Source organism: Luteolibacter sp. Populi (assembly GCF_040801775.1).
Classification (GTDB): domain Bacteria; phylum Verrucomicrobiota; class Verrucomicrobiia; order Verrucomicrobiales; family Akkermansiaceae; genus Haloferula.
Genome location: NZ_CP161812.1, coordinates 1,646,171 through 1,672,420 on the forward strand (window position 1 = coordinate 1,646,171; position 26,250 = coordinate 1,672,420).

Below are 26,250 nucleotides of genomic sequence, written 5' to 3' on the forward strand. Positions count from 1 at the left end.
CGGTTTCAGCGGGATGAGAATTCGTCGGCCAGATCCTTCTTGCCCTGCGTGGCCATGGACTTGGCGAAGGTGCTTCTAGCCACATCCCGGTTGATGCCCGGCGGCAAGGTTCGCAGCCACTCCACATAGGCATCTCCGTACTCCCTATAGGCCATCGCCCCGTAGTTGTTCCAGGCATCCTCCCGCTGCGGCGCTGCCTCGCTGCTGTCCGGCCCCGGCGCCAGGCTGATCATCGAATAATACGTCTCGGGACTGTTATCACGGAACGACCAGCGCGCCTGATGGATCACCGCCAGATTGCGCTCTTCCGGAGGCAGATGCGAGATCAGGGCGAAAGCAGCGCCCGCATCCTCGGAGGCCAGCTCATTGTAGACGCGCACCCGGGTCTCGTAATCGGAGGCCGCCGCGAGTTCCGGAAAGGTCTTGCGCACGGCTTCCAGGATCTCCTCGGCGCTCATCGCCCCGTGGCGGAAGGCATAGCGGTAGTCCGGCCCGCTCTTCATCAGCTCGTTGATATCCACCGTGGAGATCTGCTTCAGCGCGCCCTCCCTCAGCTTCTCTGGCGTCGCATCGCGCAGCCAAGCCAGGTTACGCATCTGCTCGACCCTCTCATCCAGCGGTACCGAGGGATCGGCATAGCGGTAGAGATGGCCCACCATCTCCTTCTGCTCTTCGAGCTTGCGCATGAAGTCCTCCGGCAAGTCGTTGCGACCTTTGATCGCCACCAGCAGCTCGCAAGCGCGCCGCGGACTTTGAAGGTTGCCCAAGAAGGACTGCAGCAGGGCGGTGGCGTTTCCACCGGACGCCAGCGCCATATCGATGTAGCGATCCGCCTTCCCTTCCGGCCAGCCCTGGGCAATCCCGCGGAGGATCTCCCTCGACCGCTCTCCTTGCTGCGCCTCGGCCATGAGCGCGGCCGCCTCTGCTGGCTCCAGCTCGCCCAGTTTGGTCCCCAGGAGCTGGGCGATGCGGAAAGTGTAGATCGATGAGGGCCGGTCGATCACGAGCTTCAGGTGCTCCTGCGGGGACAGCTCCGCCAGCAACTGCTTCAGCACGGCATCCTTCCCGGGCTCCATGCCCTTCTCGAAGAGGAAGTCGAGCGTCGCCATGCGGTCTTGGCGGAACCATGCCAGAAAGGCCGCCGCAAGCTCCTCCCGCGGCGGCGGCCCGAAGCCCTTCTCATCGGCAGCCAGTGCTCGCGCCAGCTTTTCGGCCTCCGCCGGAGTCAGCTTGCCTGCCGCTGCCCGCACCACGGCTCCATCCAGTTCTTTCTTCACTGACGCCACGGCCTCATCCGCCAGCCGCTTCGCGCTGCTCTCGAGCGTCGGCCTGCTACCGGATCGCTCTCCTGTCTTCGTCGCCGCGGCATGCTGCAATTCCTCCGCAGGCCGATGATCCGCACGGACGTACCACGCACCGGCGCCGAGGACAGCAAGATGACTGACGAGCAGGATCAGCGATCTCTTCATGGTCTGCGTTTCTAGATTCTCCTGAACCACCCTGCTAGCGGAAACTACGGCACGCGGCACGGCGACACCCGGGTGCCGCGAACTAGGGCGACGGTCGATCCGCCACGATTTTTCTCAGCCCGGCCTGTCCCTCTTCGGAGATTCCCGCCGCCTGCATCAGGAGCTGGAGATTCTCCACCGTGTCTCCGCGGGTCGGATCATCGGGAGGCTTGGGCCATCCCAAGGCATTCAGGGTATTGGCGAGCGCCGCGACTCGCCGCGACTCGTCCTCCATGGCGCGCAGGGCAGCCACCCCGCTGCCCGTGCTCCTCAAACTCATGTTCAGGTTCACCGCAACGATCTGCCGGTCCGCCTCCTCCGGTAGATTCTGAATCAAAGCCTGCGCACGCAGGTCCGGCAGGTCGCTGCGAATCAGGCTGGTGATGAAATCCTCCTTCTCCTCCTCCGGCAGCTTCGGAATCAGATCGCTGATCCAGCGTACCGCCTCCGCCTCGCCCACGATGCTGGCCCTGCCATCGAGAGCAAAACCCGCCAGACTACCCCAAGCCTCCCGCTTCTGGCCGAGTCCCTCCAGAAGCATCTTCTCCGCCGTGGCCCGATCATCCGCACCAAGATAGCGCATGGGCACACGACCACTGAAGGTGGACGGAAGATTGGCCATGTAATGGGCGAAGTCGAAGCCAGCAGGAAAACCTGGGGACCACGGCTCGACAAACTCACCATAAAGTTTGTTAACTTCCACGAGATCCTTCGCTCCGCGTCCTTGAGCGCCATGGTGGGCTGACCGCGAAAATTCCATGTTTCCTTTCGAGCCATGGAGTGCCGTGTAACGATCCACCCATTCCTTGGCAAAAACCGGTTCGTTCGCCGCTGCCGCAGCCACCAGGCCGGCAAAAGCATGCCGGCTGCCGCGGGTCTCTGCCCAAGCCAAGCTTGCGGGCCCCTCCCGCCGGTAAAGTTCCGCTGCGGCAGCCCGGACCAGCTCTTGGAACTGCGATCTCGCGTCACTCCAGGCCATGGCGTCGAGAAGCGGCCCCGATCCTGTTAGAAGGTCGCGAAGCTCTGCATTGCTCATCCGCTCGATGGCATCGAGCGCATCACCGCCGGCCGCTTGGCGCTCCATTTCCCGCAGTAAACTGGCGAGGCCCTTCCCCCCGCCTCCTCGGTTGGGGCCTCCGCCTGGAGTGGATCTCGAATGGACCTCCTCGATCCGCCCGGTGTCCCGCTCCGTCGCTGCTTCGCCGCTGCGTCCGGCAAGCCAACCCGCGCAGCCACCCAGGATGATCGCCACCGCCACGCCGACGGCCTTCTTCGATCCGCTCATCGCCCTACCTCCTGCATCAAACGGATAATCTCCGCGGTTTGCTCGGGACTTGCCCTCCATGACTGCAGCTTGTCCCGCAGGAACTTCTCTTGCTCCTGCGCGGGCAGGTCGAGGTTCCAGTTCGCCTGCTTCTTCGAAAGAAGGTCCTGGAGGGTTTCGACCCTCGCGGAGGACCCGCTGGCCGTGTCGAGAAAGTCCAGAGCGGCACTGATCCCGTCAGCGCGCACCGAGCTGGCAGCCGATAGGGCGGCATCGTCCCGCGCCTGCCCCTCTGGCATCGCCTCGAGAAACTCTCTCAGAATCACTGGTGTCCCCCGCATGCCTTGCACGAAGCTCGTCGCAATCGCCTTCTGCTCGGCAGGATCCAGGCGGGCGATCCGCTTCCCCATCCACTCGCCCTGCGCGGCGGCCTCCGCTGAATCCGCGGATGACGAAAAGGTCGTTAGCAATCCGCTGCCCAAGGACAGGCCCCGCTGCGGATCCGTTCCCTTGTCGACCTCCAGCAAGCGCTGGAAGGCAGCTTCAGGATCATCCTTCATCCAGGCTCCCGTGGCGAACCGTCCCTTGCGCTCGGCAAGCAACTCGAGCATCGCAGGGCTTTGGAAAAGCGCCTTGAAATCGAATCCCTTGGGGAACTTGATCAACTCCGGCGTCACGGCCAGCTTCTCCTCACGGAGCCTCTTCAGCGTTTCCTCCACGCCGGCCGGGCCATCGGCCGCCGACGCTTCCAGGGCCCTGCGGACGAAAATCTGACAGGTAGCATGCCGCCCCGTCATGAAGACCTCCGAATGGGAGATCGCCAGCTCCAGCCCCTCCCTCGCTCGCTCCGCCGGCCACCCCATCGCAAGCCCGGCCGATAGCATCGCCCGCCGGCTCTCGGAGCGCATCTGCCCGAGCCATCTCCACGCGGCATCCGGATCGCGCTTGGTCCACTCCATCATCAGCGCGTGGAGCGCACCTTGGCTCGCACCGAAGGCAGGCTTCCCGATGCCCTCCTCCAAGGCCGCCTTCAGATCCTCGTTGGACCATCCTTCGAAGAAACGTCCAGACCCTGCCTCGGCGCTAGACCGTGCCCACTCCACGAACTCCGCCGGAGTCTTCAGTAAAGGAGCGGAAGACTTTCTCCCATCCTCCTTCGCCTGCCCCTCTTGCACCCCGGCCTCGGGAGACACCGGGCTCTGCCGGGAGATCGACCATGCGATCAGTCCCGATAGTAGCGCAATGATCACAAGGCGACCCATGAAACTATCTGTCTCGATCTATCAGGCCAGGTCAAGAGATTCCCGGAGACGGGACATGCAGGCTCGCACAATGCAATCGCCTTGCCGCTTTCGTTTCCGTCCGGCCCACCCGGATGATTCCACGGCCACCTCATGCTACTTCTTCGTCGCCGCTTCCCACTCCGCCCTCATGCCTTCCGCAGTCTCGCGGAAGCCGGCCCCCTCGATGATCTCCATCGCCCATTGCGCCGCAGCCGGATCATTGCGGGTGTGAAGGGAGCTATTGAGGTATTCCGTCAGCGCATTGTCCCGCTTCCAGCCGGCGGACATGGCTTCGATCCACCCGCGGGCCTTGGCGGGGTCTTCATTGATGTGGCTGCGGATGGTAGTGCGATAGAGATCCTCGGTTTCCCTCCGCTCGGGAAGATCCGCAGCCCAAGCGAGCACCGCTTCAGGATTCCTTGAGGATACCGCCTGATGCATCCGGATCGGAACGGACTTCGAAAGCGTCTCCCAATCGCCCTGTGCCATCAGCAGATCCGCGACATCGATGATGGCGTCGGGGAAGTAAGTTTCGCCCAGCACCGATAGGGCCGCCTTCTTCGCCGTGGCTTCAGGCATGCTCTCAAGCTGCTTGCGCAGCGCACCGATCTCCTTGGGCATCCATCCGCTAAAGGTGCTGAGACCCTGCAGGTAGATCGCCTCCTCCGCCGGGGACTTTGCTTCTGTTAGACCCTTGGCCATCGCCTCAAGCCCCTGCTTGGAGATCTGCATGCCGGCCGCCTTCCACATCGCGCGGCTCTCCGGATTGTCAGGAAGCAGGGCCAGCCGCGCGATCACTCCCCGGGTCTTCACGGGGTCGTCCTTAATGCCTTCGAGCACGCTCTTGATCGCCTTCGACTTCACCGGCGCGGAGAACTCATCAAGGTAACCCAGGAGCAGATCCGGATCATTCCCGCCGACCACATCGATCCAGTGCTGCCGGAAGAAAGCGGTCTTCAGGCCGAAGCGCTTGTCCTTGATCATGGGCCAGAAGATCCCGGGCTGGTCACGGATCTTCCGGGTGAAAGCGGAGAGCAATCCGGTATTCGACGTGTACCTACCGCTTTGCCCGAGCGCGACCAGGGCGGCCCCCACAGCGGCCTCCGGGTCCACCTCCACCCACTCGGCGAGCAGCTTGGTCTGTAGCGCCTCGAGCTCGGTACCGCTGAGCCCGCGGTGCAACAACTCCTCCCATGCGTCGCGATATGCCTTCGAGCGCTCGGCCACCTTCGAGGTCCCGCCGTTCTTGCTCTTCGCACCGGGCCTGGCACCGCCCGCGGAATCCTCTGCGACCTCGCCCGATGCCACAGGCGCGGCTGCGGCGGCAGAGGAATCGCCCTGCTGTGGAAGCGTCCACCAAGCCAAGGCCGCTCCGGCAGCCAGGGCGCAGGCCTGGCCGGGCATCTTCGCAAAAGCGGTAGGCTTCATGGCTGCATCACTTCTGGGATTTCTCCGCACGCAGGACGGCGGCTTGCCCGGGATCGTTCTTCTCAAGCTGCGCGGCCATCGCCGTCAGCGCCATGTCGCGATTCATTCCCGCCGGCAACTTGCGCATCCACTCGATGTAGTCGTCCCCGTAGATGGAGTAGGACATCGCGCTGACACGATTCCACGCGCGCTCGCGGCTTTGCAGCGATCCGAACTCCGGCTTGTGCGGCACCGCCTCGAATAAATCGTAGACATCCTGCGGACCCGGCGTGGTCCCGATCGTGTAGACTATCCCCGCGTTCAGTTTCTGGTAGCGCTCCGCCTCCGGTATCCCCGCGTAGAGTTCGACTGCGGCAATCGGATTCCTCCTCAGGATCGCGCCATACACCTGATCCCGCAGCAAGTCCGGATGGCTCGCGGAAAGCTCCGGCAGCGCCGACTGCACGGCAGCGAGCAGCCCGCTGGCTTCCACCTTTCCTTCCGCGAAGGATTGCAGCACATCCCCGAGCCCGCCCCGATCTAACACCTTGAAGACCTCGCTGCCGAGAGCGTTGCGCTCCGCCGTCCCGCGGGCGGACGGGGAATCTCCGTTGAGCCTGTAAAAGCGCACCTGCAGCGCAACCGTTTCATCAAAGCCGAGTTCGCCGGTGAACCCGGAAAGGAGCGACAAGCCGCCGTTCATCGAGAACTGCTTCAGCGCCTCTTCATTGCCACCGGCCTCGAACGCCGCATTAAGGAATCCAGCCGCTTCCTCTGGCTTCATGCGCTTCAATGTCCCGGAAAGCAGGAAGCTATTGCTTTGCGCCATCGCGAAATCGGCGAGCTCCCCCACCCTCTCCACCGGCCAGTGCTCCGCCACGCCGCCGGAAAACTCGCGTAGCATGCCAGGCTTCATTTCCTGGTAGAGCTTCGTGACGGAAGCCAGGTCCCCGGCGGCGCCGGTCTGGGTGCCCAGGCCCAGCACCATCAGAAAAGATGACCCTTTGTCCGGGTTCGCCAGGATCAAGTCCTTGAGCTTCTCCGGATCGGCTTTCGCAGCCCAGAGTTCCAACCCGTAGCTCGCACCGCTGGCCAGCGGACCGTAGCTTTCCTCGGGAAATCCATTCACATATTCCAGCGCGGCCTGCCGATCATGCTCCATCCAGCGGTGGAATTTCGCGGCGATATCGATGCGGTCGGAGAACTTCTTTTCCAGCAGGTTCAGGTCCTCCGCCAGCTCATCCAGATCTCCCAGCTTTGCCACCGCATCCCTCACGTCAGCGGCGGGATCCCCGGAGGGCGGCAGCGCGGCCAGGTGCTTCTCCAATAGCGCGCGGACATCGTCCGTGAGCCGCTCTTCGGTCCTGCCGGCATGGAGCTTCCGCTCGGTCTCCAGGCGGGCGAGGATATCCCTTCCCGTGGGGATCGCCGTAGCAGCACGCTGGGTGCGGGACTCGGATTTCCTTTCCTTCCCTGCTCCGGGAGAACCATGAAACACCGCCACGACTCCCCACCCCATCACCCCGGCGATGAGGTACGTCATCCAAGCGAGCCTATTGGAGCGAAGGGTTCCCATCGTGATCGAAAGCTATGAACGGGATAACGGGGGCGGGTCAAGGGGAGACGCAGCCTTCCCCGGCACGGACAATAGAACAAAGCTCCGCGTCTTCACATGAGACGCGCACCACTCGGCTTTATGTCTATCGACCCCCACCGAGGGCGTGATTGCTAATTCCCGCTACCTCCGCGCGCCGCAGCCCAATCTCCCCGCCATCCCTCCGCATTCTTCCTCAGCTCCGGATTGCCAATCTGCTCCAGCGCCCACTGCGACTCCTCCGCGTTTCCGTGCTTCCACAGCGACTGCTGCGAATACTCCGCCAGCGCACGGTCTCTCCGCCAATCCCCCTCCGGCATCTCCGCGATCCATTCGCGCGCCCTTGGCAAATCTTCACCGATATACCGGTCCACCGAGCGATGGAATAACTCCACCGTCTCCGCCCGCTCCGGCAGCGTCATCCCCCACTCCGCCAACTGCTGCGGCGCGATCTCATGTTCGCGCAGCCACTCCGGCCCCTGCTTTGCAATAAGCTGCCACTCGCCGCTCGCCATCGCCACGTTCATCGCCGGCAGCAGCCCGCGCGAGTCTGGATACAACTGCTGGAGCACCGCCTTCGCAGCCTCTCCCCTCTCGGCTTCGGGAATTCCCGCCCACTCCACAGCCAGCTTCGCCTCATCCGCCTGGCGCAGGCTGGCAGCCCAGGTCTGAATCGCGACCTCGCGCTTCGCCCCCTCCGCCACTCCCAGCCATCTGCCGCGGAGCTCCACGGGATCCCCGCCATCGGGAATCGCCTTGGTCGCCAGCCGCAACCACTCCTCCGTCTCCGGGCCGGGAGGAAAGCCCGCGATCTGCTCGATGATCCGGGTCAATTTCTCACCCCCGCCGGCCCGCCGCGTCGCCAGCATGATCGCCGCCTCGCGGTTGCTCGGCGGAAGCTCCGGCAGCATCGATGCCACCAGCATCCCATGCTTCGGTGCCACCGCCTGGATCCACTGTGTACGTAGTAGCTGCGCGCCCACTCCGAACTTCCCGCTGCCGATAAGCCGCCACGCCTCCAGCGGCCGCTCGGCGAAGACTTTCGCGAAAGCATAGACCAAGGGATGCTCGCCGCCCTTGTTCGCATCGTCATCCCACGCCTCCCCCAGTGCCGCCTGCATGGCGGCCTCCAGATCCACCTCCGCCCATGCTTCGAGCAGAAGCTGCTGCTGCTGGAGCCGGACCCTGATCGGATCCTTGCTCTCCGCCAGCAGCTCCCATGCAGCCCGGAATTCCTCCCGGCTGCCGCCCGCGCGTGCCGCTTGCGGACGCTTCCCCGTCTTGGCCTCCCCGCCTCCCGCCGGATCTCCGGCCCCGCTTCCGCCTTCCCGGCCGCCATCCTGCCCGGCACCCCCGCCATGCCTCAGCAGCAGCGTCCCGCCACCCAGCGCCAGGCCGAGCAAGAAGACCGCCGCATGGCTCGCCATCCGCCGCGGCTTCTTCATCGCCCGCCCTCCAGCCGCTTGCGCAATTGCCCGTCCGTGATCCCCGCCCGCAACTCCGCGGCCAGCGCCGGATGCTCGTCTTCCACGCTCTCGGCCAGGGAAAAAAGACCCATCTCCCGGTCCAGGCCCGCTGGCAGATCGCGCACCCATTCCACATAGTCTTCCTTCAACCGCCCGTAGTTGTTCGGCGTCTTCATCGACCATGCACCCAGCCGCGCATCCCACAGCTCGGGTTTGTCAGCCGGCATCACCGCGAGCGCCGCCAGGAACTCATTCGGGTTGATGTTAGAAAAGGAACTCCGGGTCGCACCCAGGATAATGGCAGCGCGCTGATCGTCCGTCATCCCGTTGAGAAGCTCCGCCGCCCGCGCGCCATCCTCCTCGGCGAGCTGATAATAGAGACGCTCGCGCAGCACGTCCGGAGACCCCGCCGCCAGTTCCGGAAGCTCCTTCGAGATCGCCGCCAGGATCTCCTCCGCACCGGCCTTGCCGTTCCGGAAAGCATGCCGCCAGTCGCGCCCCTCGTTGAGCACGGCATCCACATCGCGGGCGACCAGTTGCCCGAGCTTGTCGTCACCTTTCACCCACTCCAGACGCTCCTCAAGCGGCAGCTCGCGCTGCTTCGTCGCCATCTGCAGCCAGCCGTCCGTGATCTCCTTCCGGAACTTCTCCGGCACCGACTCGTCCTTGGCCAACTCCGCCATCCAACGCACCATCTCCGGAGTCGGCTTGCCTTTACCCAGCCGGGCGAGGACCGCCGGCGAATTCTCGGCCAGCGCGAGTTCCAACAACTCGCCGCGCCGTTCGATCGGCCAATCTGCCGCGAGTTGTCGGATGATGTAGCCCCACACCATCGGCTCCGCACCCTCCTTGATTTGGGCGATCACCGCGAGGTCCGGATCGGCTCCCAGCGCCATCCCGAAAGGCCGCGTGGCGTTCGGGAGAAAAGGGCCGGACTTGCCAAGCATCAGCGGTAGGCCACTGCGCCAGCCCTTGTCATTCATCAGCTCGGTGAAGGCGATCAGACCGTGATATTGGAATGCAATGAATCGGGGATCCTTGGAATCTTCCCCGGCCCACGCATAGGCCGCCACGGGATCTTTCTCCATCCAACGGTAGAACAGCGCCGCAATCTCCTTCGAGTTCTTGCGCGCGTCCTCATCTCCCTGATCCCACTTCAATACCGCCGCATCCAGCGCCGCGGCGAAGTCCGCCGGCTCGCTCATTGAAGCTGCCAGATCCTTGAAGTCCTTCCTGAATGCCTCGAATTTCTCCGCGCTCGGCCCTTTTGCCAAGACCTCCCGGAGCAACCGCGAGCCATCGGCAGCCTCGCGTCCCGCCCGGGCCTCGCCTTCCGCCGCGCCAGCCTGCTTCGCTGCCGGACCGGCACCCGCCAGCGCGACGGCCAGCCACCACCCCAGCGCCAGAACGGCCAAATGTGTTAGAATCACGCGCATCACCGGACAACCCCAATACATGTCCGAAACCCGCGGAAGCTTCAACTGCCAAGCTCGGCATCACGCCATCACGGCGCACCAATCTTCCTTGTCGCAGGGATCAATAGAACGTACGTTTGAGAAGACTGCGCAACCCGACTTTCGAACATGAGCCGCATGCGTCCCAGATTCCTCAAACCCGGCCTCTGGCTTCTACTCTCAGGAAGCATCCTTTTCCTCGCATCACGTGACCACCCGGCGGATGGCCCGGCTTTCACCAAGGACAGGAACAGCGCCCACTCCGCCAGCGACCGCCCCGCGAAGGCCTCCGACCGCAGCCGCGGGAACTTGGCCGCCGGCACCCTGACTTCGGAAGCCGCCGCCGCGGAGATCCGCCGCATGTGCCTCGATGCGGAGCCTGGTCACTCACTCGAAACCTTCCAGCACCTCTACGACCACCGCCGCCTCCTCCGCCTCGTAGGACAACTCGGCCTGCAGGACGTCCGCAGGCTCCGCGCTGACCCGGAATTGCTCGCCAGGCAAACGAACGACCCCGATCTGGCCAAGGCCGCCATGGACCTCCTCGAGGAGCGCTTCGGTGAGCTTGCTCCCGCAGAGGTGCTCACCCTCGACACCTACAACTCGCTGGTCGGCGACTCGTTCTTCAGGGCCCTTGAATACACAAGCTTCCTCACCGGTGCGGCGAAGAGCGATCCGGACGCCGCCGTGGCCTTCTGGAAGGAACACCTGCGGGACCTCAAGGAGGAAGGGGGCTCGGATCTCCCCTTCTCCATCTCCAGTCTACTGCGATTTATCCTGGAAGGGGCCGCCATGACCGACCCCGACAAAGCGTGGGAAATCATGGGTCAAATGGATCCCTCCTCACGATCCGCTCTCGTCTTGTCCGGTTACTTCGGAGCATTGCCACCCGGCAGCGACTGGAACCAAGCCATCGGCCAACTCGAATCCTGCAAGCTCGCCACGCAGCCGGGCAGCATCTCCGCCCCCGCCCTGGCCCTCGCACAGTCCTGGATGAAGGACGATCCCGCCAGCGCCCTGCAATGGCTCGATAGCATCAACGGCGACCTCCAGGAAGCCCGCCGCGGCAGCCTCGCCCGCATCAATGAATCCAATACACATCTCGCCGCGCGTGCTTCCGTCTATGCGGAGGCCCTTCAACCATGGCTCTACACGGATCCCTTGGAAGCGCTGCACTGGCTGCGCGCCTGGCAGCCTGCCGATGTCTCAAGACTGGAAGTAATCCGCGAAGCCATGAACGGCACGGCACCCGTCTTCGAACGCGAGCTGCTCGCCATCGTCGAGTCACCGGAGGAACGCGCACAACTCTTTCTCGCCCTCGCCCGCGACGCCCGCGGCAGCGAGGACTTCGACACCCTTCTCGCCGCCGGCGGCATCCCTGAAGAGACCACCGCGGAACTGCGCCGGATGAAGGATCGCTTCGGCTCCTACGACGATGACAGGTGATCGGGAGCGCCCCTAGCCAAGCTCCACCAGTGGAGTGGTCCCTAACAGCCCGCCACCAAGGGTACGTAGTCCCGCCTTCAGGCGGACGAATGGTCCTTTGAATGGCCCTACACGGGCGACCCTCCTCCCTATCAGGCGTTGAAGCTCCGCCCGTCCACCCTCAAGCGGACGCTGCCACCGGGCGCTCCTAAGGCCCAATCCCCCAAGCCCCCGTCACCATCTTCCTCCACCTCGCCCGCGCCTTGGCATCCACCGGCGTCGGCCGTTGCTCCGCCCACTCCACCTCCGCCGCTCTCAAGATCTCCCGGCGTTCCGCCAGCGGCACCAACGTCCACGAGTCATCCAGCTTCTCCACGCTCCGGCTGTCCAGCAGCACGCGCCGCAGGTATTCATCCCGCCGACCCATGAAATCCGCCGACTCGAGAATCGAAGCGGAGACCTTGCCGCCGCTACCGTTCCCGAGATAGGCCCAAGCACGATCCAGCATTTCCGGGTCGGCCTTGCCTATGGCATCCAGCGCCTTGCGCCGCGACTCCTCGCCCATCTCCGTCTCCGCGATGGCTTTCAAAGTCTCACGCAGCTCGCCCGCCCGATAGTCCTTCGCGAGATACTCCGGATGGGCCGCCAGCCAGGCCGCCGCTTCCTCCGGCTCGCGCTTCGCCCATTCCCGGACCAGATCCTGGGGGAAAGCATAGGGCTGCTTGTCCGTGCCGACGATGTAATCGACCACCTTGCGGAAATCGAAGTCCTTCGCGTACTCCACCTTCATGCCGTCGCAGGAGTCCGGCCTCGTCACCTGCCGGAAAACGTCTAACAGCTTATCCGCCGAGACCGCCGCTCCCGCCAAGGTGCAGTAGCCGATCACGCCAACGCCCCATTCGGGATCGAATTCACCGCGGTGCTTCTTCCACTCCTCATACGCCTTCCAAGGATCGCGGCCCGCGAATTGCGAGATGAAGCTATCGGCCAAGCTCTCCCGCGCTTTCGGATCGGCGATTGCCAGTGCATGCCCCCAAGCTCCCCACCCGAGACGGTCGATCAATTCCTCGATCACCGCACGCCGGATATCCCAATCGCCCTGCGGATCCGCCTCCAGCCACTTCCACAGCGCCGCGGTTTCGCAAGCAGCCAGGCTGCGCCGCAGCATCATCTCGCGGAGGGCGGTGGCGGAGATCACCTTGGACTCCCCCGCTGCTCTTGCTGTCGTCGTCACCGCCGCCTCCGGACTATTGTTCAGCACGGCTACCACTGCGCGACCGGCCTCCCGCCCGGTTCTCAGAAAAACACCCGCGCCAAGCGCCGCCAGACAAGCCGCCGCAAACAGGATTCTCTCACCCGACGGTTTCATGGTTCCTCCTCCCCTTCCTTCGTCGAGTCCAGCATCGGAAAGGTTTTCACGACATTGTCCCCGAACTGCGTCCGCCTTTCACGAAATTTGCTCACTGCCTCCGTCACCTTGGACAATTGCTCTGCAGGCAGAGCCTCCAGTAACGCGCGGATCTGCTCCGCACGCTCCGGATCATCGAGCCCCACGCCTAACACGAACAGCGCCGGAGAGTCTCCCGGTCCCGGCCAGTCCAGCGATTGAATCAGCGCGCCTTCGGTGTCCTGCTTGGCCCAGAGGCTGAAGAGATTGGCCAGACCGACACCCTGCCCCGCCAGCTCCCGCGCGGCGCCGCTCTCGATCCACGGCCGCACATCGGCATCTTTGGGAATCTCCAAGCCATTGTTGCCGAAAGGATCAGCCCCCGGAACGTCACGGAATAGCTCCCATGGCACCTCGCCGCAGGCCTGCTTGAGGGCCGCACTGCCGGCTCCGGCCTTGCCTTGCAGCAGTTCCATCAGCGTGGCACCTGAGCAGGGTCCGCGGTGCTCGCTGGCGATGATGGCCTTGAACGCGGCCTCGGGCTCCACCTTCGCCCAACCATCCATCGCGAAAGACGCCAGATCCCGATCCAAGGTCTTGAGCCACTGGACCGCTTCCTCACCCTGACGGCGGCCGAGTTCCCCAGCCGCGGCAAACATTCGCTGCTGGCACTCCCCGGCGATTTCCCAGTCCGTATCCTCGGTCATGGCATCCAGCGCCTGCTTCAGCTTCACGATCTTCGCGCGTAGGTCCTCCACGCTCATCGCCGCGTTCTCCGCCGCCGCCTGCTTCTGCGCCGCCTCCCATTCCTGGTTGAACTCGCCGATCGCCGCCGCCACATCCGACCGCACCGCTTCCGCCCGTCGATCCGCCGCCCGCGTTGCTACAGCCGCCTCTTGCGCGACCGGTCGCCCCGCACTTGCCGCGAAATACCCGGCGAGGCAGAGCAAGAGAGGAACCGACCAGTGATACCACTTCATAAAGCTGAATTGGAGGAAGCTTGTCAGGGCGAAATCCCCCATGCCGTCGTTACCATCTTCAGCCAATGGGCACGCGATTTGGCATCGAGGGGCATCGGATTCTTCTCCGCCCATTCCCGCTCGGCAGCGGCCAGGACCTCGCGGCGCTCCCCCAGCGGCACCTGGTTCCACGAGCCATCCAGTTCCTCCTCGGTCCGCGTCTCCAGCAGCAACCGCCGCAGATAATCCTCGCGCTGGCCCATCATCTCCGCGGACTGGAGAACGGAGGCGGAGACCTTGCCATCGCTGTTGCCCGTCACGAAATGCCAAGCTTGGTCCAGGGTCTCGTCCGACAAGTTTGCCATCGCGCCCAGAGCCTTGCGTCGCGCTTCGTCGCTCATCCCGGCATTCGCGATCGCCTTCAGGACCCCGCTCGCCTGGGCCTCGTGGTAGTCCTCCTTGAAATAGTCCGGATGCTCTCCCAGCCAGGCCGCCGCTTCCTCCGGCGAGCGCTCCGCCCATTTCGGCACCAGATTCTCGGCCAGCGTGTAAGGCCGCTTCCCCGACGTCATCATGTCGTCCAGCACCTTCCGGAAGTCGAAGTCCTTCGCAAACTCCACCACCATCATATTCTCCGCCTCCGGCTTCGGAAGCTGCTGAAACATCTCTAACAGCTTGTCCGCCGAGATCGCGGATGCCGCCAGCGTGCAATGCTCGATCACTCCCGCGCCCCACTCGGGATCCTCGAATTCCGCACGATGCTTCTGCCATTCCGCATACGCCTTCCATGGATCGCGCCGCGCGAACTCCGCGAGGATCTGTGCGGCCAACTTCTCCCGCGTTTTCGGATCCCCGACTGCCAGGGCATGTTCCCAAGCACCCCAACCCAGCCGGTCGATCAGCTCGCTGATTACCGAACTGGTGATATAACCGTCGCCCTCCGGATTGGCCCCCAGCCATTCCCAGAGTGCCGCGGTCTCGCAGGCCGCCAGCGTCCGCCGCAGCAGCAATTGGCGGGTGACGGGCACCGAGCCAGGCTTCGCCTCTGCCCCCGCTTCTAACACCTGCGGCACCCCGGCTTCCAAGCGGCTGTTAGACGACGACGCCACCGCAGCAGCAGCCACACCGACTTCCCGCCCGCCTCCCAGGAAGACACCCGCGCCAAGCCCCGCAAGGCAAGCTGCCGCGAACAGGAGATTCCGATGGGCCGCTCTCATGGTCCCCCTTCCTCCTTCTTCGTCGCAACCAGCATCGGAAAGGTCTTCGCGACATCGTCTCCGAATGTCGTGCGACTCTCGCGATATTCGCCCACCGCCCCGGTCACCTTTGAAAATTGTTCCGCAGGCAGAGCTTCCAGCGCGGCCCGGATCTGCTCCGCCCGCTCCGGATCGTTGAGCCCCGCACCCAGCACATCCATGATCTCGGAACGTCCCGATCCCGGCCAATCGAAGGCTTGGGCCAGCGCCGCCGCCGGGTCCCGCTTGGCCCAAACGTGGAAGAGATTGTTGATGCCCACACCCTGCTCCGCCAGCGCCCGGGCGGCACCGCTCTCGATCCAGGGTCGCGCCCCGGCATCCTCGGGGATCTTGAGGCCGTTGTTCGAAAAGGGATCACCCGGCAGATCGCGGAACAGCTCCCATCGCACCTCCGCGCAGGCCCGCTTGAGCGCCGCATTTCCGGCTTCCGCCTGGCCTTGCAGCAGCTTCATCAGCGTATCGCTTGAGCAGGACCCGCGGCGCTCGCTCGCGATCACGGCCTTGAATACCGCCTCCGGTTCCACCTCCGCCCACCCGGCCATCGCGGCATGGCGCTGGCGATCATTCTCCGCGTCGATCGCTTCCAGTGCCTCCGCTCCCTGGCGTCTTCCCAGCTCGCGGATTGCCGCTGCCAGGCGGCTGTTCAAATCCCGGACCCTGCCCCGGTCCGCGCCTTCTGGAAGCGTCTCGCAGGCCTGCCGCAATGCCAGGGTCTTGGCCCGCAGGTCCGCCACCGGCATCACCGCGTCCTCGTCCGCCGCCAGCTTCTTCACCACCTCCCATTGCTGCTTGAACTCGCCGATCACCCCCTTCACGTCTGACCGCTCCGGCTCCGCCCTCCGCTCCGCGGCCCGCACGGGAACCGCAGCCTCCTTCACCACCGGCCGCACCTCACCCGCCGCAAGATACGCGGCGAGGCCGAGCAGCGGAGGGATGAACCAGTGATACCATTTCATGGAAGACCGATTCGGATTTATGGACTCGCCACGGCTTGCTTGATCTCCGCGACCTGGCTCTCGGTAAGATTCCATCGTTCCACCACCGGCCCGATCAATTCCAGCGCCTTGGGCCCGCGCAGGCTTTTCAAATGCTCGATCCGCTTCTCGATCGGCAGTTCGCCCAGTATGTTTCCAATCTTCCAAGCGCTGCCCTCGTGATCCGCTGAGACCTGCACGGTCTCCGCAATCCATTGCGCGGATTCCGCTTCGGTCGCACCGGCGTGCATCAAATCGAAAATCCGCCCGGGGGAATTCATCCAGCCGCTACCCTCGAAAAAGGCCCCGCGGTCGCCCTCGGGCAATTCCCGCAGCATCTCCAGCGTCCATTGGTCGGCAGCGGCTTGCCCCTTGGCCTTCGCCAGCACGCTCCCCATCTCGCTCCATTCGTCGTCGAAGTTCTCCTTCGCCGCGATCTTCTCGATCAGATAGCCGCGGGCCGCCTCGGGGTCCGTCTTCGTCCACGCCTTCATCACACCATTGGGAAAGAGCGGCCGGTCGGTATCCTTGCCCAGCTTGCTCCGCATCGCATCAAGCAGCGTGCGGAAGTCCGTCGCGGGATCCAGCTCCAGGCTGACGCCGGCATAGCTATCCACCGATTCGCCTGCCTTCGGCACCTTCTCCCACAGCTCCACCAGCGCCAGCGGGTCCTTCTTCAGCGCCTCCTGCGAAAGCCCCTTCATCAAGTTCATCAGGCGGCCGTCGCGGATCCCGTGGTGGAATTCACCATGCGCGACCAGACAGTCAAAGGCTCGCTGGGGGTCGCTATCGGCCAGCGACCCGGCGATCCCGGTCATCGCCAGCTCGCGCATCCCCGCATCGCTGAGCCCGCTGGCCCACTGCCACGCCGCCTCGGAATCCTCCGCCACCCACACGTCTAACAGGTTCCAGAACTTGGTCACCGTCGCCCCATCCAGCCCACCCAAACCATAGGAGCCAAGCCAAGCTTCGACCGAAGCCCCGCGGTCCTTCGCGGGAATCTCCGCCAGCAGCGCCTTGGGCTCTTCCTGCTCGCGGAGCTTCTCCCCCCAGCGCTTGCGGCTGGTATCCCGGGCCGCATTCGCCGCCGGCACCGCCGCCCGTGCCGCGGCAGGCGCGGTCTCCGCCACCGGAACCCGGCCACGCCCGAACCACCCCGCCATGAAGGCAAGCAAGACAACGAGAAGCCACCAGGCGGTTTTCATGGAGAGCGGGGCGTCATGGCTGCACTAGGACGCAGGGGCTGCCATGGATATTCACACCGTCTTCCTGCGCAAAAAATGCCTGCGCGTCAATGGATCTCCAGTTAGAAGGGAGTTGCCGCAACCCGATGAAAGCAGTTCTCCCCGCCCCCCTCCGCCTCCTCTCCTTCTGGCTAGGCCTGCCGGTCTTCCTGTTCCTGCTCTGGGCCTGGCGGGACTCCATGCACCACCCCGCCGCAGCCCATTGGCCCCATGGCGCGGCCCGGCTGATGAAATGGCCGCCGGTGGAGAAGCCACCGGTCCTTCCAAGCTTCACCGAACTGGATGCCGGGTTGCCCACTTTCAAAGCACCCGACTTCAACCCTCCCGCCGTGTGGGAAACGCGACCATCCCAACCGCCCTTCCACTCGCGGATCGGCTACGAGCGCCCGACCAATTCCGATACCACCATGCAGCCGCATCGCTCGATCGGCAGCAAAGCCGGAGCGCTGTGGATTTCGTCCTGGATCGCACCGAAGTTTCCACCTCAGCCGCAATGGGACTACCGGGCCGAAACACAGGACGGGAGCTGGTTCCCACCGCTGGAAAGAACGACCACCGCCATCACCCGCAACACCACCGCCTGGATCCCCTACTGGCTCCTCACCGGCCTCTACGCCCTCGCTTGGGCAGCACTACTCTTCTGGCGCGGACGACGCCGGCGAAAACTCCTGGCTGGCGTGGCTCTACCCGTGCCCCCGGACGGAACGGGCGTGGTGCCCCAAACGGCACACCACCCGTAGCCCCGAACGGCACGCAAAGGTATTCCCTCTAAGGGTACCCCTTTAAGAGAATAGGGATTCCCTCTTCAGACGGTTGCCAAGGAGAGATCGCTCTGGCGAGCGGGATGGACAAGTCCAACAGGCCGCTTCAGCCTCATCCGCTAGATAGAGCCCGTATGTCGCCAAGATCCGACCGCTTCATCGAACTCGCCTTGCGCGGTTTTCCCGACGGACCGGGCCGGGCTGCGGCTGCCGATGAGCTGGCAGCCCGCATCGCCCATGCGCCCGATGACACGGGGGAGCTGGAGAATTCCATCGCAAGCTTGGAGAGGACCGTGCCGCCGCCCCGGCTGCGTCTGCCCTTGATCACGGGTCTGGTGATGCTGGTGGTCTGCGTCGTCCTCGGCTTCCTGATCCCCGCGCACTATCAGGAATTCCGCCTGCTGCGGCCCTTGCACAGGCAGGGTGGCAACAAGGGTTACTTCGAGGGCATGCTGGCAGCGATGGGGCCTGCCGGGGAGGCGGTGCCGCTGCGAACGCTCTACTATGAGAACCAGGAGGCGTGGAGGAAACAGGTCGAAGCTTTGCTCGCCCGAGACCCGGAAGACAAGGCGCTCTATCGCTTCTACGCGGAATGGTTCGATTATTGGGACCCGGCACGCAATCTTCCTCCTGACTTCATGGCGAAGTGGAAGGCGCTCGATCCGGACAACGCCGTATGGGGGATCAACGCGGCAAACGGATTGGCGGAGAAGGCACTCGACAGGGCTGGCCGTGGAAAAGTCACGGTCAAAGATGAGCCAAGCTTTCAGGCCGCGATGAGCTACCTCAAGGAAGCCGCGAAATGCGGTCATTCCTACTCGCACTTCGCCACGATCCAGAAGCACCAGCTCCAAGGCTTCGTCTCCGATGGAACGCTGAAAAGCCTCTACATCGAGCGCGGCCTCCTCGGCCTGCTCGGGCCGAATCAGCAGGCCTGGACCTACAGCCTCCGCAATGCCGTGATGATTCAAGCGGAGCGTTTCGCGGCAGCCGGGGACAGGGAAGGCCTGAGAACCCTGATGTCAGACTTCCACAAGGTTCTGGTCCTCGCGGCGCGGGACCCGACGGCCTCGTCTCACAATATGCCCGCCTTCCCTCCTCCCTTGGAAGCGGCCTGCAAAAGCATGGGGCTCGGCGATGAGGTGGCATGGATGGATTCGACGAAAAAAATCACCTCCAGCCTCTGGAGCACGCGCGCTGCGCCGGCTGAAGTCGTCCGGCAGGCCAGCCAATGGCATTCGGCTTACGTGGAGGCAGACGGAGGAATCACGGAAGCGGAGCTCAAGCCTGCCCGGCTCGCGGAGTATGCGATGGCGGACCGCTTCACGGCGGTGGCAGCCAGCTTGATCGTGTTCCTCGTCCTGGGCGGCTGCTCGGTCGAGATGCTTCGCCGCGGTGCCGGACCGCGCGGGTTGGCCCGCGGTCTGGGACCCTTGTTTGAACCTCGGGACTGGATCTGGATCTTCGCTGCCGGGCTGGCGGCCCCGCTTGTGTGGTGGTTGATCATCGTGCGGATCTCGCCGCTCGGCTGCAGGGACATCGGCCTGACCTATTACAAGAACGGGCGTTTCCCTTTGATGCAGCCATGGCTTTCCCAAGGAGCAGGAGGGATTGTGCTGCTCCTGGCCTGCATGCTCCAGACGGTCCGCTGGCGTTGGGCGAAGCAAGGTGCCTTCCTGGCCTTGGGCGGCGGGCGGCTGTGGATCGGCTGGGTGATGGTCGGGGTCGCGGCACTGTTCATCGCGCTGGAGGGTGGGGTGCGCTATCTGCCGGAAGTTCAACAGGCCAAATTCTTGCTTTACAGCAGCGCCGCGGGCGGGATTCCCCTGCTGTGGCTGCTCTGGCAAGCGGTCATGGGAATGGCCTCCCCGCGCGACATCGCCCTGCGCGGCCTGCTCACGATCCGCGTGATGATCCCGGTGCTGGTGACCTCGATGGTGCTTACGCTCGCCGCGGTGCCCTTCCTGCGGCAGAGCGAGCGGCACTGGGTAGCGGATGACACACTCTCGAAGCCCGCCCCCGATGGAACGGGCCTCACGATCCTGGAACGGCGGACCTATGACGCCGACCGTCAGCCACTGGTGGAGGCGCTTGAAAAATAGCGTGCTTGCCGATCCCCCGCACGAACGGATAGGATATCTGAACATGCGATTTCCCATGGTGTGTCTCTTCGCGGTGGCCGCCCTGGCGTCGAGCTCCTGCAACAAGACGGAGACCGCCGCCGGGAGCGGGCAAAAGGAAGCAAGGGCGGCGAGCCGGGCGAAAGCTGCCACGGATCAGCGGCAGGCGGGGCCGGAGCTGAGCAAGGCTGCCGAGTTCCAAGGTCGCGTCGATCGCCTGCAGGCCGCGGAGCTGAAGGGTCTATGGGAGTCCCTCGACTCCGCCGGACTGAGGCAGAGCGAAAAGCGCGACCGCCAGTGCCAGATCATCGCTCGGCTCACGGAGGTGGGCGCCTTCGATACGGCGATGAAGCTGGTCTCGGGTTTCGGACAGGGCGAGTATCGCCAGACGCTGGTCTTCGCGCTCTTCGCGAAGTCGCCGGAACCGGTGGCCAAGCTGCTGGAGCGCATGAAGGACCCGGCTTTCTCCCAGAGTGACCGCAACACGCTGCTGCGGAGCTTGGCGAGTAATATCGGCGCGCCGGGTGGCCTGTCGAAGGTGACGGAACTCCTCGCGACGAAACCAGCGTTGGCGGCCAATGAAGCAAACGCGATCGGATGGGGAATCGCTGCCAGCATCGATCTGGGTTCGATGGGGTTGCAGATGTTCGACAACCCCTCGATGCGCGCCGCCCCGCCCGAAGAGGCAAGGGCGAACTATGCCGCCGCGGAAGCAGCGCTGAAGGCGGCCGGAGATGCTTACCCGGCACTGAAGGAGCAGCTCTTCCATGCTTTCCTGGCGCAGGCCGCGGATGTCGTGCCATTTGAATGCTGGAAGACTTTGACGGAAAACTACGAGGGGATGTCGGATCGCGGGGCACGCACCGGCCGGCTGCAAGCGCTGACCGAGCAAATGTTCGCCGAAGATCCGCACCAGGCTCTCGCGGCGATCGAGGGGCTGCGTGGCAAGGGCGAATTCCCGCTGCTCTTGAGGGAAGGCGCGGTGTCGTGGGCGCACTCCGATATCAATGCCGTGGAGGCGTGGTTTACCGACGGTGGCAATGGCTTGGCGAAGAACGAAGCCGATCAGGTGGCCCATGGCGTCTCGCGATTCCTGGCGGAAGAGGCGCGGCCCGCCGAGGGCTGGAAGTGGGTCGGCAAGATCGCGGATCCGGAAACGCGGCGGAAGGCGGAAGGGCAGGTCTGGCAGCGGGAAAAGGAGATGGTCAGCAACGAAGCCGGGAACAATCCGCAGCAACTCGTCGAGTCGATCATGTCCGGCAGTTCGCAGCACGCCGCCTATTGGATCGAGATCGGGATGAACGAGTGGGTCGCGCAAGATCCGGAAGCCGCGCGCAAGTGGTATGAAGCCAAGGGGCCATCGCTAACGCCCCAGCAGAATGAGGCGGTGGCCCTGAGCTATGCCCGGCTGGCCTTGGCGGACGGGCAGGTAGAGGAGGCCGCGCGCTGGGCGGGGCAGGTGGTCACACCGAAGCTGAAGAACAAGATCGAGTCGGAGATCAAAAAGGCCGGGGAGGAAGGTGGGTGAGTCCCCGCGGCATGCTCAAAAGCCGCTGAGGTAGTTCTCCGCCAGGCGCTGGTTCCTCTGCGCGGGAGTGAGCTTGTCGAAGGCCGTCGCACGCTTGAAGCCGGCGATGAATTCGGCGTTCAGCTCGCGGTTCAGCCGGTCGAACTCGAAAGAGGCATTCGTGATTCCGTTGGTCGTCTTCATCCTCACAATGGAGTCGCGAACCTTCATCATCGCATCTTCGCGGCGCCTGTCTTCGTCGAAGCCGATGCGGCGGTAGAAGTCGTCCATCTTCCCGAGCATCAGCGGCACATCGGCCTCGCCATTGCGGATGAAGGGCGCGGGATCCAAGGACGCCAGATAGCCACCCGCGGTGCAAAGGGCGACATTGACCGCGTAGTCGGACCAATGAAGTTCGAGCATCTGGTAGCCGCGCTCCTCTCCCAGAATCCCGCAGCCGGCCTTGAACTCGGCAGCGATATCGTCCCGGCCCGAGCGGATGTCGGGAGCGGCCGAGGACTTCTGCAGAACTTCCAATGCTTCGTCGGGAAGACCTAGCTCCGAGAGGGTGTAACTCAGCATGAGGTGAGCGATCCGATTGTCCGGATCGAATTCCACGTATTTTCGCGCCCGTTCCAGCCGCGCCCCTTTATCAGTGGTGTAGGCCGCCAGGATCTGGAACTTAAGCGGGGAATCCGGAAGCGCGGCGATCTCGTCCAGCAGCCTGCGATCCCCCGAACACAGCAGGGCGAAATACAAGGAAGAGACCGACCGACCGCGTGCCTGGAGGAACTTCTCAATCTCCGCGGCGCTGAGATGATAGGGCGCGGCATCGGAATACTTCGGGCGCTCCGACTTCTTGTATTCCGCAATGGCCTCCGCAATCCGCGCCTCCATGTCGTCCTCTGGCCGGGGGCTGAGGGAACCGCGATCCGACCTCCCGGCACGAGAGCCGGCTTCATCGACTTTGCCCGGACGAATTCCAAGGCAGACCCACAGGACGAGCAGCAGCACGGCGAGGCAAAGAAGTAGGGCGAGCTTGGGCCTGGTGATCACGAGCGCGTTGAAATGGTGACTGGCTGCTACTTCTCGCCGCCTGCGTCGTTCGGAAGCGTGGCCTGCCATGCGGCGGCGGCGGCGGGGTCCTGGATCTTCCAGAGGATTTCAAGGCGCTCGACCGCGGGTTGGCGGAGCGCCGGATCGCGGATGCCAGCGATGCTGTGCGCTGCCTCGGAGAATTTCCCTTGGGACAGGAAGGCGGGGATCGCGGCGGCGTTGAGGGCATCGCGCTGGGGGGATTCGGGCTGCTGGTCGAACCATTGCCGGGCGGCGTCCGGGTACTTCTGGACCCACCGGGAGATCGCCTCGCGCATCGGCTCGGGGGTGTCCGGACTCTGGCCGTAGCGCTCCATCCACCACTCCAGCGCGGGGCCGGTGTATTCGCGGGAGATGGCCGCGCTCACCGCGGTAGCATCCACGGCGGGCCGGGATGCGGCAGGGACGGCATCGCTTTCCAGATAGCCGCGCAGATCCTGAAGGTAGGTGAGCATGCCGAGCGAGTCCTCCTGCGACCAGGAGTGAAGCAGGGAACTGTTAAGATCCGCATAGTCTTCCGGGCGGCCGGTGGATTTGGCGAACTCGATGAGTTGATCCCGCATCGGCGGGTCATCGGCATACATGTAGCCCCACTGCGAAAGGACTCCCTGCGCGCTGGGGCCGTCTCCGGTTGCGCGGCTCTGCATTTTCAGCAGCTCGGCGGTGGCCAATTCGAAATCGCGCCCCGCCAGATTCGTCAGCGCGGCCGAGCGGAAATCCTCCTTCAAGCCGGCCAAAGAAGGAGGCAGCTCCGCCGCATTCAGCCAGGCCAGCGCGGCAGCGGGTTCATTCTGGGACCACTGCCCATAGATGGTAAGAGCGAGATACCGTCCCTGCCACTTGCCGGTGGACTTTGAGAATGCCGCAGCGAGCGCAGCGTCCGGATCCTTCGCGACCCAGGCGAGACCGATCTTCTGGCTGAGGATGCGGAGATTGTAATTGTAGAAGGAGGGATCGATCCCGGCGTAGAGCGCTGCCAGCTCGGCGGCAGAGAGTCCGGCGATCAGACTATCGACCTGAGCCGCCGCATCGAAATCCATGGCGAGATTCGGGCTCGCCGCGGCAAGCGCGCGGAGCCGCTTCAGGGCGGTAGCGACCTGATCCTGCCGCAGCGGCGCGGAGCTTGGTTGCGGCGGTGGAGCGGCATCCCCGCTGGAAGACTTGGTCCCGATGGCGGAGCCATGGAAGAGGCCGGCCCGTGCGACCCGGTGGCCGGCCCAATTCCCGCCGAAGCCGAGCAGGGCGATCCCGGCCAGACCGAGAATACCGGAACGCATGGATCTAACGCGGGACATCGGTAGGGGTGGTATTGAGGCGACCGCGGACGTCGGAGGGCATGGTCTGGAGCCAGGCCGCGGCGGCGTCCGGCTGCTGCTGTTTCCAAGAATCGAAGTGCTTCAGGAAGCCGGCGATCCACGGCATTTCATCGTTGATTCCCGGCTGCCAGCCGGTGTGGAGCAGATCAAGCGCGCGCTGTTTCACTGTCTCCCCGACGAAGTCCGGCTTGCCGTTCCGCTGCGCCCAGGAGAGGGCCGCATCCGGCTCGCTCGCCGCCCAGTTCCGGTAGGCGGAAAGCTGCTTGTCCGGAGGGATGTTCGACTCGGGGAGAAGCATCTGATCGAGCGCCGCTTCAGGGCTGCGCAGCCTCGAGTTGTGCAGGGCATCGTCCCGGAAGGCCGCGACTTGATCGGCGGGAAGTCCCATGCCTTCAAGCTCCGCAACGACTCCGATCGCGCCCCCGGGATCACGCTCGGAGCAGATCGAAGCGAACTGCCTCAGGCCACGGAGCCATTCCTGGGGATCCACTTTGCCGGCGGCCAGTTCGACGAACTCCCGGCGCGACTCTGCCGTGCCGCTCATTTCCCGGGCCAAGGCGGAGAGCACGCCTCTCACTGCGGCGGGACACTCGGCTGCGGCGCGGGCGAGCGCGGTCTTGGGATCCTGAATCACTAAAAGTCTGCCGGCAACGTTGCTCACCGCGCGCTTCGCCTCATCGGAATTGTCCGCGGCAGCCCAGCGCATCGCGCCGTCCAGATCGCGGTCGGCCCAAGCGACCATGACGGTGTGAAGCAGGTTGCGGTTCTCCTTGTAGGCAGGCTGCATCGCCTCCTTCGCGGCGGCCGCGGGATCGAGCTGGCCCCAGCGGTGGAAGAGCATGTTGATCAGCGCGAGATTGGCCCCCCGTTCCGAGTTGGGAGGGAGCTCGGCGAGATAAGCCTGGATATCTTCCACGGTGAAGCCGCGAATGATCTCCCAGGACTCGGCGGCTTCACGGGGAGTCGGGGCCGCGCGCCCGGCGGCGTGGCGGAGACGGTTCAGGCGCTCGATCGCGGCGCTGCGGGATTCCGGTTCCAGCATCTTCCGGACGACCGAGCGCAGGGTCCGGGGAGCGCTGCCCGCGGCTTCCGTGACATGGCGTTCCGAGCTGTAGCCCAGCCATGAGGAAAGGCCCAGCGTGGCGGCTGCGATGGCGAGCTTGGTTTTCCTGGTCATGCGTTGCGATCCATCCCCGGGCTTCACGGTCGTGCCGCGGGAGACGCTTCACGGCTAGCCGAAGGACCTATCAGGCGCAGGGCAGGGGTCAAGATAAGTGGGGCTTTCCATCAAGTTTGCCGAGGGAAATTTAACCGCGGATCACGCGGATGAAAAGCCAACCACGGATGAACCCCGATGGACACGGATAAAAGCCGGACTACGGGAGGACTCGGGATCGGCTACCTTGGATCCGTGTCCATCGGTGGTTCCTTTTCCGCCAGCGAATCTGACCGAGCCCCGATAAGCGGGTGCGAATCCACGGCCCCTTCATGCCACTTCCGCGAGTGTGCGTTGAATCCGCCTCGCCCGGTGGTAGCGCCACAGCCACGGCAACTGCCAGAGGCCGAGATAGCAGAGAATGACAAACCAATGCGGGATATCCAGATGGTGCCACGAGGTAGCCCGATGCAAATCGTTCCGATAATAGGAGGGTAGCGGGAACCATCGTTTCTCCTGTCTCCCTCCTCCCGGCTCCCGCTTTACCGACCAATTCCCGCCAACTGTCCGGACCGACGGGGCCGCGTACCAGGAGATTCCGAGGTGCGCGTTTTCATGATCGACCGATAGTGAATGCGATAGCGTCGCCACGTCGAGGGAAGAAGCATTCGACATCGAATCGACCCATGCCACGCACAGGAAGACGAGGCCGGGGAGGGCGAACCACAAGACAGGCGATCGATACCAGGGACGGGTCATGGGGTCAGGCCGGGACTGCGGAGCACCGCTCCGAGCACCATTCCTCCACCGCCGCCTTGATCATGTCACGCACTTCCCTCGCCACGGCCAGCCGCTCTTCACGGCTCCCGGTCGCGGCCGAGGGATCGGGAAAGGACCACTGGTGCCGCTGCACCAGCCCTGGGAAGACCGGGCAACGCTCGGCCGCCGCGGTGTCACATACGGCGATCACGTGGGAATACAGCCTGCCCGCCTTGAAGAGATCGAAGACCGCCTTGGTCGCCTTCCGCGAGATGTCGACACCGATCTCCCGCATGACCTCCACGGCATCCGGAT

Annotated in this window: 21 protein-coding genes; 4 read left to right on the forward strand and 17 right to left on the reverse strand. The window is 64.4% G+C overall.

The genetic code is table 11. The features are described 5' to 3' along the window. Positions 1-5 precede the first annotated feature (5 nt). The 7 genes from ABWK72_RS06365 to ABWK72_RS06395 all read right to left on the reverse strand — a co-directional run bounded on the left by ABWK72_RS06365 (position 6) and on the right by ABWK72_RS06395 (position 9,979). Positions 6-1,469, reverse strand: coding sequence for a hypothetical protein (locus ABWK72_RS06365; protein WP_367873948.1), 1,464 nt, complete (start codon positions 1,467-1,469; stop codon positions 6-8). A gap of 82 nt (positions 1,470-1,551) precedes the next feature. Further along, a complete protein-coding gene (locus tag ABWK72_RS06370; RefSeq protein ID WP_367873949.1) occupies positions 1,552-2,793 on the reverse strand; it encodes a hypothetical protein in 1,242 nt (413 codons plus the stop codon). Continuing rightward, positions 2,790-4,034: a hypothetical protein gene (locus ABWK72_RS06375; protein ID WP_367873950.1), complete on the reverse strand. Its 1,245-nt coding sequence runs from the start codon at positions 4,032-4,034 to the stop codon at positions 2,790-2,792. Before ABWK72_RS06375 ends, ABWK72_RS06370 begins: the two co-directional genes overlap by 4 nt. Positions 4,035-4,169: 135 nt before the next feature. Further along, positions 4,170-5,483, reverse strand: a complete 1,314-nt coding sequence (locus ABWK72_RS06380; protein WP_367873951.1) for a hypothetical protein — start codon at positions 5,481-5,483, stop codon at positions 4,170-4,172. A 7-nt stretch (positions 5,484-5,490) separates the two neighbouring features. Beyond that, positions 5,491-7,005 (reverse strand): hypothetical protein, encoded by a 1,515-nt coding sequence (locus tag ABWK72_RS06385; RefSeq protein WP_367873952.1) that lies wholly within the window; start codon positions 7,003-7,005, stop codon positions 5,491-5,493. A 185-nt stretch (positions 7,006-7,190) separates the two neighbouring features. Then, positions 7,191-8,501, reverse strand: coding sequence for a hypothetical protein (locus tag ABWK72_RS06390; protein ID WP_367873953.1), 1,311 nt, complete (start codon positions 8,499-8,501; stop codon positions 7,191-7,193). Continuing rightward, positions 8,498-9,979 carry a hypothetical protein gene (locus tag ABWK72_RS06395; RefSeq protein WP_367873954.1) on the reverse strand — a complete coding sequence of 494 codons (1,482 nt, stop codon included), beginning with the start codon at positions 9,977-9,979 and terminating at the stop codon, positions 8,498-8,500. Before ABWK72_RS06395 ends, ABWK72_RS06390 begins: the two co-directional genes overlap by 4 nt. 135 nt (positions 9,980-10,114) lie before the next feature. Here ABWK72_RS06395 and ABWK72_RS06400 point away from each other — a divergent pair, with 135 nt between their 5' ends. Continuing rightward, on the forward strand, positions 10,115-11,422 hold the full coding sequence (locus ABWK72_RS06400) for a hypothetical protein (RefSeq protein ID WP_367873955.1): 1,308 nt from the start codon (positions 10,115-10,117) through the stop codon (positions 11,420-11,422). 187 nt (positions 11,423-11,609) lie between these two features. On the opposite strand, the gene ABWK72_RS06405 is transcribed toward ABWK72_RS06400, so the two are convergent. Genes ABWK72_RS06405 through ABWK72_RS06425 form a run of 5 tightly spaced genes read right to left on the reverse strand, consistent with a single transcriptional unit; the run spans position 11,610 to position 17,182 of the window. Next, positions 11,610-12,770, reverse strand: coding sequence for a hypothetical protein (locus tag ABWK72_RS06405; protein WP_367873956.1), 1,161 nt, complete (start codon positions 12,768-12,770; stop codon positions 11,610-11,612). Continuing rightward, the gene (locus ABWK72_RS06410; RefSeq protein ID WP_367873957.1) at positions 12,767-13,768 is read right to left on the reverse strand and encodes a hypothetical protein; all 1,002 of its coding nucleotides are present in this window, start codon (positions 13,766-13,768) and stop codon (positions 12,767-12,769) included. The genes ABWK72_RS06405 and ABWK72_RS06410 overlap by 4 nt, the downstream gene beginning before the upstream one ends. Before the next feature lie 23 nt (positions 13,769-13,791). Continuing rightward, positions 13,792-14,964 (reverse strand): hypothetical protein, encoded by a 1,173-nt coding sequence (locus ABWK72_RS06415; protein WP_367873958.1) that lies wholly within the window; start codon positions 14,962-14,964, stop codon positions 13,792-13,794. Next, on the reverse strand, positions 14,961-15,959 hold the full coding sequence (locus ABWK72_RS06420) for a hypothetical protein (RefSeq protein ID WP_367873959.1): 999 nt from the start codon (positions 15,957-15,959) through the stop codon (positions 14,961-14,963). Before ABWK72_RS06420 ends, ABWK72_RS06415 begins: the two co-directional genes overlap by 4 nt. Positions 15,960-15,976: 17 nt before the next feature. Beyond that, positions 15,977-17,182, reverse strand: coding sequence for a hypothetical protein (locus tag ABWK72_RS06425; RefSeq protein ID WP_367873960.1), 1,206 nt, complete (start codon positions 17,180-17,182; stop codon positions 15,977-15,979). A gap of 125 nt (positions 17,183-17,307) precedes the next feature. Here ABWK72_RS06425 and ABWK72_RS06430 point away from each other — a divergent pair, with 125 nt between their 5' ends. From ABWK72_RS06430 to ABWK72_RS06440, 3 genes are all read left to right on the forward strand, one after another. Beyond that, positions 17,308-17,961: a hypothetical protein gene (locus ABWK72_RS06430; RefSeq protein WP_367873961.1), complete on the forward strand. Its 654-nt coding sequence runs from the start codon at positions 17,308-17,310 to the stop codon at positions 17,959-17,961. Positions 17,962-18,116: 155 nt separating this feature from the next. Continuing rightward, the gene (locus tag ABWK72_RS06435) at positions 18,117-20,084 is read left to right on the forward strand and encodes a hypothetical protein (RefSeq protein ID WP_367873962.1); all 1,968 of its coding nucleotides are present in this window, start codon (positions 18,117-18,119) and stop codon (positions 20,082-20,084) included. 55 nt (positions 20,085-20,139) lie between these two features. Beyond that, positions 20,140-21,630 (forward strand): hypothetical protein, encoded by a 1,491-nt coding sequence (locus tag ABWK72_RS06440; protein ID WP_367873963.1) that lies wholly within the window; start codon positions 20,140-20,142, stop codon positions 21,628-21,630. Positions 21,631-21,645: 15 nt separating this feature from the next. Here ABWK72_RS06440 and ABWK72_RS06445 read toward each other — a convergent pair whose 3' ends face one another. The 5 genes from ABWK72_RS06445 to ABWK72_RS06465 form a co-directional block, all read right to left on the reverse strand. Beyond that, a complete protein-coding gene (locus ABWK72_RS06445; protein WP_367873964.1) occupies positions 21,646-22,665 on the reverse strand; it encodes a hypothetical protein in 1,020 nt (339 codons plus the stop codon). A gap of 26 nt (positions 22,666-22,691) precedes the next feature. After that, a complete protein-coding gene (locus tag ABWK72_RS06450; RefSeq protein ID WP_367873965.1) occupies positions 22,692-23,981 on the reverse strand; it encodes a hypothetical protein in 1,290 nt (429 codons plus the stop codon). A 4-nt stretch (positions 23,982-23,985) separates the two neighbouring features. After that, on the reverse strand, positions 23,986-25,197 hold the full coding sequence (locus tag ABWK72_RS06455; RefSeq protein ID WP_367873966.1) for a hypothetical protein: 1,212 nt from the start codon (positions 25,195-25,197) through the stop codon (positions 23,986-23,988). Positions 25,198-25,506: 309 nt separating this feature from the next. Further along, entirely contained in the window at positions 25,507-25,935 is a 429-nt protein-coding gene (locus ABWK72_RS06460) for a hypothetical protein (protein WP_367873967.1), read from the reverse strand. 4 nt (positions 25,936-25,939) lie between these two features. Next, positions 25,940-26,239 carry an arsenate reductase ArsC gene (locus ABWK72_RS06465; RefSeq protein WP_367873968.1) on the reverse strand — a complete coding sequence of 100 codons (300 nt, stop codon included), beginning with the start codon at positions 26,237-26,239 and terminating at the stop codon, positions 25,940-25,942. Positions 26,240-26,250 lie beyond the last annotated feature (11 nt).

What these genes read in the sequence shown, in the direction of transcription:
- ABWK72_RS06425 (WP_367873960.1), bottom strand. Translation starts at nt 17,182, where the DNA reads ATGAAAACCGCCTGGTGGCTTCTCGTTGTCTTGCTTGCCTTCATGGCG.
- ABWK72_RS06400 (WP_367873955.1), top strand. Translation starts at nt 10,115, where the DNA reads ATGCGTCCCAGATTCCTCAAACCCGGCCTCTGGCTTCTACTCTCAGGA.
- ABWK72_RS06435 (WP_367873962.1), top strand. Translation starts at nt 18,117, where the DNA reads ATGTCGCCAAGATCCGACCGCTTCATCGAACTCGCCTTGCGCGGTTTT.
- ABWK72_RS06440 (WP_367873963.1), top strand. Translation starts at nt 20,140, where the DNA reads ATGGTGTGTCTCTTCGCGGTGGCCGCCCTGGCGTCGAGCTCCTGCAAC.
- ABWK72_RS06390 (WP_367873953.1), bottom strand. Translation starts at nt 8,501, where the DNA reads ATGAAGAAGCCGCGGCGGATGGCGAGCCATGCGGCGGTCTTCTTGCTC.
- ABWK72_RS06455 (WP_367873966.1), bottom strand. Translation starts at nt 25,197, where the DNA reads ATGACCAGGAAAACCAAGCTCGCCATCGCAGCCGCCACGCTGGGCCTT.
- ABWK72_RS06385 (WP_367873952.1), bottom strand. Translation starts at nt 7,005, where the DNA reads ATGACGTACCTCATCGCCGGGGTGATGGGGTGGGGAGTCGTGGCGGTG.
- ABWK72_RS06365 (WP_367873948.1), bottom strand. Translation starts at nt 1,469, where the DNA reads ATGAAGAGATCGCTGATCCTGCTCGTCAGTCATCTTGCTGTCCTCGGC.
- ABWK72_RS06450 (WP_367873965.1), bottom strand. Translation starts at nt 23,981, where the DNA reads ATGCGTTCCGGTATTCTCGGTCTGGCCGGGATCGCCCTGCTCGGCTTC.
- ABWK72_RS06395 (WP_367873954.1), bottom strand. Translation starts at nt 9,979, where the DNA reads ATGTATTGGGGTTGTCCGGTGATGCGCGTGATTCTAACACATTTGGCC.
- ABWK72_RS06415 (WP_367873958.1), bottom strand. Translation starts at nt 14,964, where the DNA reads ATGAGAGCGGCCCATCGGAATCTCCTGTTCGCGGCAGCTTGCCTTGCG.
- ABWK72_RS06380 (WP_367873951.1), bottom strand. Translation starts at nt 5,483, where the DNA reads ATGAAGCCTACCGCTTTTGCGAAGATGCCCGGCCAGGCCTGCGCCCTG.
- ABWK72_RS06410 (WP_367873957.1), bottom strand. Translation starts at nt 13,768, where the DNA reads ATGAAGTGGTATCACTGGTCGGTTCCTCTCTTGCTCTGCCTCGCCGGG.
- ABWK72_RS06430 (WP_367873961.1), top strand. Translation starts at nt 17,308, where the DNA reads ATGAAAGCAGTTCTCCCCGCCCCCCTCCGCCTCCTCTCCTTCTGGCTA.
- ABWK72_RS06375 (WP_367873950.1), bottom strand. Translation starts at nt 4,034, where the DNA reads ATGGGTCGCCTTGTGATCATTGCGCTACTATCGGGACTGATCGCATGG.
- ABWK72_RS06420 (WP_367873959.1), bottom strand. Translation starts at nt 15,959, where the DNA reads ATGAAATGGTATCACTGGTTCATCCCTCCGCTGCTCGGCCTCGCCGCG.
- ABWK72_RS06405 (WP_367873956.1), bottom strand. Translation starts at nt 12,770, where the DNA reads ATGAAACCGTCGGGTGAGAGAATCCTGTTTGCGGCGGCTTGTCTGGCG.
- ABWK72_RS06370 (WP_367873949.1), bottom strand. Translation starts at nt 2,793, where the DNA reads ATGAGCGGATCGAAGAAGGCCGTCGGCGTGGCGGTGGCGATCATCCTG.
- ABWK72_RS06460 (WP_367873967.1), bottom strand. Translation starts at nt 25,935, where the DNA reads ATGACCCGTCCCTGGTATCGATCGCCTGTCTTGTGGTTCGCCCTCCCC.